Genomic DNA, 12805 nt, shown 5'->3' with positions numbered 1-12805 from the left:
CCCCTAAATAAATAAGCGAATTAGAAAATTAAAGAACACAATCACACCATTTTGAATTAAGGAAAGAGCAACAAGTGCTACTATTCCCGCAAGACTTATAAAACCAATTGGAGGTACGAATTTTCTAAAAAAGCCAACGTAAGGTTCACAAATTCGATATAAAATTTCTCCTAATTTTGATTGATAAGCCCCAGGTAACCAAGACATTAAAAAATAAACGACAAGGATTAATTGATAAGCATCAATCAATCGAATAGCTAAACCTCTTAGTTGAATGAGTATATTTACCATATTTTTAATTCTTCTCCTCAATAATTACAATAGTGATTCACTAAATTCAGATAAGTCAGAACCGTTGACCGTTACACTTTGAGGAGTACAAATAAATATTTCATCATCCAATCTTTGGATATCTCCTTTAATCGCATAGGTTACACCCATTAAGAAATCAATGACTTTTGTTGCTTGTTCATGGTCCATTCTACGAAAATTAACAATAATCGATTGATTGGATAATAAATGATCGGAAATTTCTTGAACTTCAGAATATAGTCTTGGTTCAATAATTGTGATCTGTGGCTTTTGCAGTGCTTGTTTTTGATTAATGGCTACCACATTCTCCCTTCCCGATTTTTTTCGTGTCCATTGATTTGTTTTTAGCGTTTCATTTTTTTCTGTTCGATTATTGTCTTCGTAAGTAGGTTCTATTTGTTTTTCCTCTATTTCTTCTACACGATCTAGTTCCCCTTCATCATCAAGAAAGAAGAAACTATTGAACTTATCTTTAAAATTATTCATGATCATTTCTCCTTTTAGGTCTATTAGTCGTCTCTGCGTCGACGTCTAAAGAATGGCGGAGTATCTAGTTCATCGTTTTCTTTTGCTACTTCATCTTCGTTTTCACGGTTAAAAATATTGCTTCCGCGATCTTGATTGCTCTCTTTATGCTCGTCTAAATCTGCATTGTGTCGGTCACGTAAATTGTTCTCTCTTCGAATATCCCAGTTTCCAAATGGATCACTATTACTTTGATGATCATTTGAGGCAGGTTCTTCGTTTGATGTATTTTGTCTACGGTCTCGATCCTCTACATTTGATGGACGATTTCTTTGTGTACTCTGACTACTTTGTGAAGAACGTCCAGGTCCTCCTGGTAAATCTTTTTCTTTAATTCCTGTAGCGATTACGGTGACGACCACTTCATCATTTAAGTTTTCATTAATTGACGTTCCAAAAATAATATTTACATCACTTGTAGAAGCAGCTGATATAATATCTGCAGCATCTTGTGCTTCAAATAATGTTAAGTCAGCACCACCTGCAATATTTAAGAGTACATTATCTGCACCTTCAATAGAAACTTCTAATAATGGAGAAGAAATTGCTTTTTGAGTAGCTTCTGCGGTACGGTTTTCTCCACCGGCTGATCCAATTCCCATTAGTGCAGAACCTTGATTTTCCATAACTGTTTTAACGTCTGCAAAGTCTAAGTTTACAAAACCTGGGTTCGTAATCATATCAGAAATACCTTGTACACCTTGACGCAAGACATTGTCTGCTTCGCGGAAGGCTTCAAGAATAGGTGTTTTCTTATCTACAATTTCCAATAGACGGTTATTTGAGATGGTCACTAATGTATCTACATGTTCTTTCATTAACTCGATACCCTCTTCGGCATAGCGAGCTTTTTTCGGACCTTCAAAGCTAAATGGACGGGTAATGACTCCAATAGTCAATGCCCCTTGTTCTTTTGCTACTTTAGAAACAATACCGGCTGCACCTGTACCTGTTCCTCCACCCATTCCAGCTGTAATAAAGACCATATCTGCACCTTGTAGTGCTTCTGCAATAGATTCTTCACTTTCTTCAGCTGATTTTTTCCCAATCTCAGGCATTGAACCTGCACCTAGTCCACGTGTAAGTTTGGGACCCAGTTGAATTTTAGTTTCAGCATTCATTAAATTTAAGGCTTGTACATCCGTGTTAGCAACAATAAACTCAACCCCGCCAACACCCTCTTCAATCATTCGGTTTACAGCATTTCCACCAGCTCCACCAACACCAATGACTTTAATCACCGCGCCAGTTGGAGGCGTCATTTCGAAATCTAAATCCATTTATTTTCCTCCTGTACCACAATCAGTAACATTTTCATTTTAAATATTATATTTTATATTTTCAATTGAATTTACATCTACCATTTTAGCATTAATTGGCTCTGTTTTAACAGTCTTTCCTAAAAGCTTTCTCAACAAATGACTTTCTTTTTAAGTTTATTCAAAAAATCCAGAAAAAAAGTTTTTTACTTTGTCACCGAATGGTTCTTTTTCCTCATTTGGTTGAGAACTGGGTTGGGTAATTTCTTCTGTTTGTTCATCTTGTTCCTGATTTTCTCGGACCACAGGACGAACAGAATTTTTCGCTTGTAGATTTAATGTTTTCCCTAAAACTGTTTGATTAATCAAGCGCTCAATATCACTTAGGTTTGTTTCAGCAACTACTAAACCTATTGCATTTGTAAAGGCTGGATAACGAACACTCATAAAATCTGGAACATAAATTCTTACCGGAACATTAAAGACATCTTCTGCTAAATGTTCAATTCCAGGTAATGATGCGGCACCTCCACTAATAACCATCCCTGCCGGTAATTTCCCAGCACCTACATGATCAACAGAAAATTTTAGTTGTTCGAAAATTTGTTCTAACCGTGCTTCAATAACTTCTGCAATATAAGCTTCTTTAAACGTCACTAAATCGTTTTGTCCAACAACTTCAACTGAAACTGAACGCTCAGGGTTAGCTTCTTCATAAAAAGCATGTCCCACATCTCTCTTTAGCTTTTCTGCATTTTTAATTGAAGTATTTAAAACGATTGAAATATCTTTTGTTACGTACTCTCCACCTTCAGGAATCACTTGGGCATGTTTAACCTGGTTTTCGTGAAGGACGGCAACGCTTGTTTGTCCGCCTCCCATATCCACTAAAAGCGCCCCAAAATTTCTCTCATCTTCACTTAAAGAAACTTGGGCCATGGCATGAGGTTGTAATATAATATTTTTGATTCCAAAACCAGCTTTTTGAACAGCTTTTCGGATATTATGTAAAATAGAACGAGGGATAGAAGTCATTGTGCCTCTAAACTCAATTCGATTTCCAATCATACCGCGTGGGTCTTTAATTTCATCAAAACCATCTACTACGAATTCTTCTAGCGTTAGATTAAGTACTTCACGTTCTTGATTTAAACTACCCTCTATTGCCTTTTCAACCACACTTTGAACATCTTCATCTGTTATTTCTTGGTGATTTTGATTAATAGAAATACTGCCATAACAAGAATTAATGTGTAAATTGTTGGCTGGTATTCCTACGATTAGTTCATTAATTTTAATGTCTGCTTTATCTTCTGCTTGCCTCACTGCTTGTTGAATCGATACCGCTGTTTGATCAATATCCACAATCATTCCTCGGCTCAATCCATTCGATCGTTCATTTCCTACTCCAATAACATTGATTTGGCCATTTAAAACTTCGGCTGCGATTACTTTAATTGAAGTGGTTCCAATATCTAAACTTGCATAAATTCCGCTTTTCATTTTATGATTGAAACCTCCCATTTTTTTATTTTTAAGTTTTCATCATACTATAATTGAAAGTCTATATTTAATAAAATTTTAACACTTCATTTTTAACTGAAATAAACTTTCCTAACATACTGTTAATATTACCATAAAATCCATTCAAAGTAGAGGTTCAGCTTATATTTCATCATTACGATTTTATTTCAAAGACTTTTGTTTTCTAACATTTTTACTATTCTCTATATTGTTTAGATTTATTTGATAAATATTATCCTAAAAACGAAGTATAAAAAGATTAAAATTTTCTTATATAGAAAAAGGCAGCTTAAACTGCCCTCTCTTATTCATTAAATTCTTCAAGTGCTTCTCTTTCGTCTTCATTTAATCCAGATTCTTCTGTCTCTTCATCAACAAAAGGAGTAAAGTAGACTCCGGCTTCCATATCAAAAACTCCTTTTTTTCCATTTACAGCCTTTACCATTTGGGGGTAATAAGGAATCTTTTCGGAAAAAGTAGGGATTAAAGAAAGAACTCGATTGCCATTATTCATATACACGCGAATGAATAAGGAGTTTTCTCGATCGGTCACTAATTCAATTTCAGAAATTAAATTCAATATCGGCATGTCGACTTTACTTAATTCCTCGATCATTCGATCCAGTGCTGCTCCTTCTTCAAATTTTGTAAGAACGGGTTGGTTTCCAATAGATACATTATATTCTTCATCAAGAACTGTTCCATTTTCTAAAACACGTAAATATGATTGTTCTTTTGCAATATAGGCGACTGTATTATATTCTTTTACCTGAATAATCACTTCGTTAAAGCCAGAAATATCTACAGAAGATTCAGAAACTTGCGGAAGATTTTGAACAATATTTTCAGCTGTTGTATCTTTTTTACGCATAAGCTCTAGGACAGAGTCTTTACTACGAATACCGCTTTCTTCAATAATCTGTTGATCATAAACCGCTTCGTTTCCTTTAACTACTATTGTAGCTACTTTACTCAAAGGACTTATAAGATAGCTCATAATAATAATGATTAGGAGATTAATTATGACAATTGGAATATATCTTTGCATGACTTTATAAAAAGCCATAGAACTCTCTTTTGGATGTTCATTTGCTTGGACATCTTTTTCTTGAGATAAATCAGTATTATTATATGCCATAGATTATTTCTCCTTTCATGATTGAATTCATTTTTTACAAAACCTTAAGCCACCTTGTCTGTTTTATTTCTTTTTGTTCTTCACTTCATCAAGCATGACTTGAATCAGCTGATCTGTGGCTCGTGGTTGTCCAAGCTCTCGAGCACGTTCGCTCATAAAAGATCTTTTATTTACACTATTCATCAATTCATCTAACTTGCTTAAAAGAGATTTTCCAGATAATTGATCTTCTTTTAATAAGATAGCTGCCTCATTATTTACTAAACTTTGAGCATTTTTTGTTTGGTGATCATCCGTTACATACGGAGAAGGAATCAACACACTTGGGATTCCTAAGACTGTAATTTCTGCAATAGTCGTCGCGCCACTTCGACTCACGATAACAGAAACATTCCGTAAAATATCAATCATATGATCAATATAAGGTCTGACGACAAAATGAGGATTACGAGCTAAAGGTGAAACATCATTGAGTTGTTTCACAATTTTTTTATAATGTTCTTCACCTGGAACAAAAATAATCTGATAACCTCGTGTTCGCAGAATAGGATAAGCTTCTACAACCGCTTGATTAATTTTAGGAGCTCCACGGCTTCCGCCAAAAATAAGTGCGATTGGTTTGGTTACATCTAATCCCAAAACATGGTCAATCATCGGCAAGTTCGCAGAATTCACTTCCTGTGCGCGAGGATTTCCTGTGAAAACTACTTTTTCTTGATACTTTTTCATTTGTTCATAAATATCATCAAAACTAATCGCCAAACGATCAATATAACGAAGTAAAAATTTATTCGTTAATCCTAAAAAACTATTCTGTTCATGTACAACCGTTGCGATACCTTCTTTTGAAGCAGCATAACAAATCGGAGCACTAACATAGCCGCCTGTTCCTAAAACAACATCTGGTTGAAAGGTTCGGATAATTTTTTTAGCTTCGCTAATGCTTTTTAAAAACAAATGGACACTACGCAAGTTATATTTTATTCCTTCAAAATTGAGGCTTCGCATAAACCCTTCAACTTCTATTGTTTTAAAGGGAATTTTTTCTCTGGGCACAATCGTACTTTCAAGTCCTCTTTTTGTTCCTACATAAAGAAGCTCAACTTCCGAATCCATTTCTTGTAATCTTCGGGCGACTGCTAAAGCTGGATAAATATGGCCTCCAGTTCCTCCACCTGTTAAAAGTACTCTCATTTATAAAATCCCTCTCCTTAAAGATCTTTTTCATCTAGATTTATTAAATTATGAACGGCTTCAATAAAAATATCCCCACGTATTTCAAAATTATCATATTGATCCCAACTAGCTGCTGCTGGCGAGAGCAAAATGATATCATCCACAGCGCTCATAGCATAAGCTGCTGGGACTGCCTCAGTAACATCCTCAACTTTTTTTATTTGAGTAATCCCCGCTTTTTTTGCAACCTCTACCATTAAATCTGCTGTCTCTCCAAAAGTAATTAGAGCTTTTACATGTTCTTTTAGATCAGGAAGTAAAGAATCAAAGGAGTTCCCTCGATCTAAACCTCCAGCAAGTAAGATCACAGGTTGGTCAAAGCCTGCCAATGCATTTTCTGTTGCTTCAATATTTGTTGCTTTGGAATCATTGTAAAAAATACGTCCTTTATATTCCCCAATAAACTGAGTGCGGTGCTTTACCCCATGAAATTGTCGCATTACCTCTTGGATGATTTCATTAGAGACTCCCTTTAACTTTGCCACGCTGATTGCAGCTAACATATTTTCTAAATTATGAAAACCTTGAATAAAAATATCCGAAACTTTTGCGACTACTTCGCCTTTAAAATAAATGTTCCCCTCTTTTACAGAAGTTCCATTTTCTAAATATTCTTTTCTCGAGAAGGGAAGCAATTGAGCGTTAGAATTTTCCTTTACCAGTCTTTCAAGGTGGGGTTGATCCTTATTATAAATCGTAACATCTTCAGACGTTTGATTACGCATAATATTCATCTTTGCCTCTTCATAAGCTTCTTGTGATCCGTGGTAATCTAAATGAGCAGAATATAAATTAGTAAGCACTGCGATATTTGGTTTAAGTGTTGGCGTCCCCATCAATTGAAAACTTGACAATTCTATCACTGCATCATCATCTGATTTCAAACTTAATGCTAATTGACTTGCCGGAACTCCAATGTTCCCAATAGCATAAACAGATCCAGAAACTCTTTTTTGGTTGAGCATTTCATGGATAATAGAGGTCGTTGTTGTTTTCCCATTAGTCCCTGTAACCCCAATAATAGAAGCCTCCATAACAGAAGCAGCAACTTCTACCTCAGTAATGACGGGGAGTTTTTGTTTTAAAGCCTTCTGAATTACTGGATTATCGTAAGGAATCCCCGGATTTTTTACAACCAAATCAAAAGAATCTTCCATTAAATTTGCTGGATGTCCTCCTGAAATTACTTTAATCCCTAAAGTTTGAAGTTCCTGTGCTTCATTATCATTTTCCAACTCTTTCGCATCATTTACGGTGACTTCTGCTCCTAGGGTATGTAATAATTTTGCAGATTGATAACCACTTTTTGCAAGACCTAAAACTAAAACATTTTTTCCTTGATAACGATTTTCTTTGGTCACAAAGAACTCCTCCTTTTATTTATTCCTCGTATCACAAAATGATTTCCTTATTTTTTTAGATTCTTTGTCATTTCGAAGAGGTGGATTTAGGGTAAAAGGATTAAGGCTAGAGTGGTCATTAAAAAACCGATTCCTGCAAAAACGCCTACTATTTTCCACTCAGACCAACCCTCCATTTCGAAATGATGATGAATCGGACTCATTTTGAAAATCCGTTTCCCTGTTTTTTTGAACCAAAAGACTTGTAAGATCACACTCGCTGTTTCAATAACAAAGATTAAGCCAATTAAAAGTAATGTCCATTCAACATTTAACAAAATTGACATGGCCGCTAATCCTGCACCTAAAGCAAGGGAACCTACATCCCCCATGAAGATTTTTGCGGGTTTATGATTAAAGATTAAAAAGCCAAGTAATCCTCCGACAGTACTTAATGCAAAAATCAACACGCCCCATTCTTCTTGAGTATAGGCAATATAAGCATAACCAGCATACGCAATGGTTCCTGTCGAAGCCATTAGGCCATCAATTCCATCCGTTAAGTTAGTCGCATTTGAAAAACCGACTAACCAAAAGATTGCAAATAATCCATAAAGATATCCTAAGGGAATATTTCCTATAAAAGGAACGTTTAATTGATTGTCAAAGCCATTCATTAACAGTACAACATAAAAAACTAAGCCAATAACGATTTGAGCCAAGAATTTTTGCCGACTTGTCAGTCCTAAATTACGTTTCATAAATAATTTAATAAAATCATCTACAAAGCCAATTAACCCATATAATAAAAAGACCGCCGTAAGTAACCATGCATTTAAACTGCGATCAACATTAACGAGGGTTAGAAAAAAAACAGCAAGGACGACAGCTAAGATGATTACTACTCCACCCATTGTCGGTGTCCCACTTTTGTTTTCATGCCAGCTAGGTCCTTCGTCCAAAGTGACTTGTCCTAATTGTTTTGCTCTAAAATACCGAATAATAAAAGGCATCAAAATTACAGTCATCAAAAAGCTTATTATTAAGGGCCAAAAAATCATTTTCATATGTTCCATCCTATTCTTCCTCATATTCACTATTTCAGGGTTTAGTTACCCTGAATAAAAAGACGTTCTTATTATATAGACTCCCTTTGTCAGGCTCAATACCTTTTAGAATTTTAATAAAAAAAGTGGAAGCCGAATGTATCGTCTATCTTCCACTTTTTTTATTTTTTATAGGAGTCCTCACTCATTCTCATTGGCTTCAGGAGAGCTCGCTTCACCTTCTCCGTTTGATTCTGATGAGAGCTTAACCGTAATTTCCATTCCCGGTTCCATGTATGATCCTTCTTCTAAGCTTTGTTCAACGACATATCCTTCGCCTTCAAATGTAATATCTACACCTGTTAACTCAGATACTTTTAATACATCATTCCTTGACCAATTCGTTAAATCAGGAATGGTAGCAGCACCATTTGTCATGAGTATAATTTGCTGATCGTCAAACAAAGGGGTATCTGGATATGGAATCTGTTGGACAATTTCTTCTCCAGTACCGATCAACGAATATTGCTGATTTGATTTTTTCAAATCTTTAATGGCTTCACTACTCGTTAAATCTAAATAGGATGGTGTTGTGACATATTGAAGATCATTTTCACTGGATCCATCACTTTCTATATCTTCTTTAAAATCAATGATACGATCAATTAAAGGATGATATATTTTTTGGACCACTTCACTCCCATAGGAAGCATCTTCAGTATATGTTGGTTCTTGCACAGTAATATAAACAATGTATTTAGGATCTTCGGTCGGAAATAGTGCTGCTACTGAGTAAATATACTTTGAAGATGAATAAGCACCTGTTTCTGAATCGACTAGCTGGGCGGTTCCAGTTTTAGCTGCAATAGAATACCCTTCTTTTTTATAACCTTTAGCTACCGCATTTTCGATATCCATCGCTTTTGATAAATAATCTAAGGTTAATTGCGCAGTTTCTTTAGAAATGGGGCTTTCTAATTTCTTCGGCTCATAAAGTGTTTCTTCTTCAGTTGTATTATCTTCTGTCTTAGCAATTAATCTAGGCTGTACAATATTCTCGCCATTTGCAATGGCACTAAATGCTTTTAGCATTTGAACAGGAGTTACAGAAATCCCTTGTCCAAAACCTGTATTTACTTTTTGCAGAGGCCATGCATAAGGATTGGTACCAGTTTGTTCATTGGGTAAATTAATTCCCGTTTTTTCACCAAAACCGAAAGCATCCAAATACTCTTTCCATACATCATGACCCATTGCATCTACTAAGCGTACAAAGAGCACATTACTCGAGCGAGCAACACCTTCAAGTGAGGATATCCATCCCCAACCTGTACGATTATAATCTCGAACAGTTCCACCATGAACTTTAATCGCTCCCGACTCATAGTATTGATTCGGGTCAAATACCCCTTCTTCTATAGCTGCTGCTAAGGTTAGAATCTTCATTGTTGAACCTGGTTCATATGTATATTCGGTCAACAAGTTTTGCCAGGAAGCATCAATATTTTCCAAAGTAGTCGCATTAAAAGATGGTCGCTGTGCACTTGCTAAAATTTCCCCATTTTTAGCATCAATTACTGTGGCGGTCATTCGCTTTGGGGTATTTTCCTGTTGTACCCGATCCAAAATCGTCTCTAAATGTGTTTGTAATTTATAATCCAAGGTCAGGTATAAATTATTTCCATTAATCGGATCAATTTCTTCATGCTCCAAACTTGGAATTAAATAACCTAAACTATCTTTTTTATATGTTATTTTCCCATTTTTCCCCGTCAGCAAGTCATTGAAAGAAGCTTCAAGTCCCATAACTCCTTCAAGCTGTTTATCCTCTGTCTTCTCATCTTTATCATTTCCAGTATACTGGGCTAACCCCACTGTATGAGAAGCAAATGTTCCATTCGGATATAATCTCTTTTGTTTCTCTTCGAAAATGACGCCAGATAGATTTTTTTCTTCTAATTCCTCTTTAATACTACTAACTGTTTGGTAAGACAAATTGTTCCCTGCCGAACCAAATTCTATCTGATCGACATCTCGTGTTAAATACTCAAGGACTTTTTCTTCAGACAAATTAATATTTTGAGAAATAATCTTTGCTACCGCTTCAGCATCTGTTATATGTTGAGGATTTTTTTCTGTAGACCATTTATCGGTTAACACGGCAACCATTTTATAAGACGTCGCATCAATCGCTATAGGATTACCAAAGCGATCAAAAATCGTTCCTCGATTCGCTTGCAGTGTTTGATTTCTAGTGTATAATCGTTCCACTTTTCCATCTAAATCTTCTCCATTGATTTCACCTCGTACCATAATTTGAGAAAAACGTAAAAACATTAAACCAAAGGAAAAAATGGTAAACACAAGCAATAATGCAGAGAAATTATGTCTGTTTTTATCTGAATTCATTCTTACACCTACTCTTTTGGCACAAGATTTCGAATATTTTCTTCATGTAACTCTAGTCCGTATTTTTCTGCTATTTCATTAATACGATCATAACGGGTTAATTCTTGAGTATGTTGTTTTAAGTTTTCAATCTCTACTTCAGTTTGTTCAATTTGTGCATTCACGTCTTGGACATCACGACTTACCGTCGTAAGTTGTAAATCGGAATACACATTGAATAAAATTAAAGCAAAAACAATACTTGTAAACAAAGAAACTAGACCGATTTCTAACTTTGTAAGTCCCTTTGCTGCTGGTTTTACCTGTGGTATAGGTTCCACAGAAGGTGTTGGTTCTTCTCTCGGTTGAACCAAAGGCTGAGTGATTTGTTGTTCGTGTGTAACGGAATCTGCTTCTAGTTCAATATCTAATTCTAAATCACGTGCTAAATTATCCTCCATGACGTTAAATCCCCCTTAGATTCAAAGACGTCTAAATAATCAGTTATGTATCCAGTCTTATGACCTTATTTTATTATTATTTATCTAATTCATGCTGTTTTTCTGCAATGCGTAACTTGGCACTTCGCGAACGTTTATTATGTTCTACCTCTTCATTTGAAGGTAGGATAACTTTTCTGTTTACTAATCGTAATGGTGCTTTTTGGATTTCACTAGGTAATATAGGCAAATTTTTAGGTGGTTCTTCAACTGTTGAATATTCTTTGAAAAGTTGTTTAACAATTCGATCTTCTAGTGAATGGAAGGTGATTACACTAACTCGACCATCAATATTAATTAGTTGAATCGCTTGTTCAATAGATTCACTAACTGCATTTAACTCATCATTAACTGCAATTCGAATTGCTTGAAACGTTCGTTTAGCAGGATGTCCACCTGTACGACGAGCGGGTGCTGGAATAGCTTCCTTAATAATATCCACAAGCTCGAACGTTGTCTCAATTGGTTTTATTTCTCTGTGCTGTTCAATTCTTCGTGCAATTTGTTTTGAAAATTTCTCTTCACCATATTGAAAGAATATACGAACCAATTCATTATATTCCCAATTATTTACGATATCATAGGCTGTAAGCTTTTGATTTTGGTTCATGCGCATATCTAAACTGGCATCATAGTTATAACTAAATCCACGTTCTCCTTGATCAAGCTGTGGAGAAGAAACCCCTAAATCATATAAAACACCATCGACTTTTTTTATCCCTAAATTTGCTAGATTTTCTGTCAGATTTCGAAAATTATCTTTAGTTAACGTCACTTGTCCTGCTTCAATCCCATGTTTTAAAGTGATTTTAGCCTGTTCAATCGCAAAATCATCTTGGTCAAATGCATATAAGTGACCTTCTTTGTCCAATTCTTCTAAAATTCGTAACGAATGCCCAGCACCACCAAGTGTACAATCAACATATATTCCGTTCGATTTAATATTTAGTCCTTCTACTGCTTCTTTTAATAGTACCGTCTCATGTTGAAATTCCACATTGTGCCTCCATTCTTTGTATGTTTTTATATTTTAAGATTGATTTTAGAAACCAAAATCAATCATATCTTCTGCAATATCTTCAAACGTTCCTTCAGCTTCTTCAGTAAAGTCGTTCCAATTCTCTTCACTCCAGATTTCGAAACGATCGGAAACACCAACAAAATAACAAGCTTTTTCTAGTTTTGCAAAATCAATGAGTGTCTGCGGAAGATTAATTCTTCCTTGCTTATCAAGCGTGCATTCTGTTGCTGCTGAATAAAAGAAACGTGTAAATTTACGTGCGTCACGTTTTGCCATAGGTAGTTGGCGTAATTTTTCTTCTACTTTTTCCCACTCTTCCGCTGGATAGCCAGATAAACAACCATCCAAGCCTCTTGTGACAATAAAACGCTCGCCTAAATCTCCCCGAAATTTTGCAGGGACGATAATGCGACCTTTTGAGTCGATAGAATGTTTAAATTCACCGAGTAACATTTTATTGCCTCCTTTTATGGTTAAGGTAAGTCCAACATAAATTTATTCTACCACATTCCCCCA

General features: G+C 35.4%; 12 protein-coding genes. All 12 read right to left on the bottom strand.

The features are described 5' to 3' along the window. Window positions 1–3 precede the first annotated feature (3 nt). The gene (locus BUB96_RS01565; protein WP_073295253.1) at window positions 4–291 is read right to left on the bottom strand and encodes a YggT family protein; all 288 of its coding nucleotides are present in this window, start codon (window positions 289–291) and stop codon (window positions 4–6) included. Window positions 292–315: 24 nt separating this feature from the next. Further along, window positions 316–798 (bottom strand): cell division protein SepF, encoded by a 483-nt coding sequence (locus BUB96_RS01560; protein WP_073295250.1) that lies wholly within the window; start codon window positions 796–798, stop codon window positions 316–318. A gap of 23 nt (window positions 799–821) precedes the next feature. After that, window positions 822–2117 carry a cell division protein FtsZ gene (ftsZ, locus tag BUB96_RS01555; RefSeq protein ID WP_073295246.1) on the bottom strand — a complete coding sequence of 432 codons (1296 nt, stop codon included), beginning with the start codon at window positions 2115–2117 and terminating at the stop codon, window positions 822–824. Window positions 2118–2273: 156 nt separating this feature from the next. Continuing rightward, window positions 2274–3599 carry a cell division protein FtsA gene (gene ftsA, locus BUB96_RS01550; RefSeq protein WP_084136646.1) on the bottom strand — a complete coding sequence of 442 codons (1326 nt, stop codon included), beginning with the start codon at window positions 3597–3599 and terminating at the stop codon, window positions 2274–2276. 325 nt (window positions 3600–3924) lie between these two features. Then, the gene (locus tag BUB96_RS01545) at window positions 3925–4758 is read right to left on the bottom strand and encodes a cell division protein FtsQ/DivIB (protein ID WP_084136643.1); all 834 of its coding nucleotides are present in this window, start codon (window positions 4756–4758) and stop codon (window positions 3925–3927) included. Window positions 4759–4821: 63 nt separating this feature from the next. Beyond that, window positions 4822–5952 carry an undecaprenyldiphospho-muramoylpentapeptide beta-N-acetylglucosaminyltransferase gene (gene murG / locus BUB96_RS01540; protein WP_073295239.1) on the bottom strand — a complete coding sequence of 377 codons (1131 nt, stop codon included), beginning with the start codon at window positions 5950–5952 and terminating at the stop codon, window positions 4822–4824. A gap of 17 nt (window positions 5953–5969) precedes the next feature. After that, window positions 5970–7355 (bottom strand): UDP-N-acetylmuramoyl-L-alanine--D-glutamate ligase, encoded by a 1386-nt coding sequence (gene murD / locus BUB96_RS01535; RefSeq protein ID WP_073295236.1) that lies wholly within the window; start codon window positions 7353–7355, stop codon window positions 5970–5972. Between the two features lie 86 nt (window positions 7356–7441). After that, window positions 7442–8410, bottom strand: a complete 969-nt coding sequence (mraY, locus tag BUB96_RS01530) for a phospho-N-acetylmuramoyl-pentapeptide-transferase (RefSeq protein ID WP_073295234.1) — start codon at window positions 8408–8410, stop codon at window positions 7442–7444. A 171-nt stretch (window positions 8411–8581) separates the two neighbouring features. Further along, window positions 8582–10789 (bottom strand): penicillin-binding protein, encoded by a 2208-nt coding sequence (locus BUB96_RS01525; protein ID WP_073295231.1) that lies wholly within the window; start codon window positions 10787–10789, stop codon window positions 8582–8584. 8 nt (window positions 10790–10797) lie between these two features. Then, window positions 10798–11229 (bottom strand): cell division protein FtsL, encoded by a 432-nt coding sequence (ftsL, locus tag BUB96_RS01520; protein ID WP_073295229.1) that lies wholly within the window; start codon window positions 11227–11229, stop codon window positions 10798–10800. 76 nt (window positions 11230–11305) lie between these two features. Next, window positions 11306–12265 carry a 16S rRNA (cytosine(1402)-N(4))-methyltransferase RsmH gene (gene rsmH / locus BUB96_RS01515; protein WP_073295224.1) on the bottom strand — a complete coding sequence of 320 codons (960 nt, stop codon included), beginning with the start codon at window positions 12263–12265 and terminating at the stop codon, window positions 11306–11308. Window positions 12266–12310: 45 nt separating this feature from the next. Next, window positions 12311–12742: a division/cell wall cluster transcriptional repressor MraZ gene (gene mraZ, locus BUB96_RS01510; RefSeq protein WP_073295222.1), complete on the bottom strand. Its 432-nt coding sequence runs from the start codon at window positions 12740–12742 to the stop codon at window positions 12311–12313. Window positions 12743–12805: the final 63 nt, after the last annotated feature.

Source organism: Atopostipes suicloacalis DSM 15692, assembly GCF_900129085.1.
GTDB lineage: Bacteria > Bacillota > Bacilli > Lactobacillales > Carnobacteriaceae_A > Atopostipes > Atopostipes suicloacalis.
The sequence above is the reverse complement of the archived record's forward strand: the minus strand, read 5'-3'. Positions and strand labels throughout refer to the sequence as shown.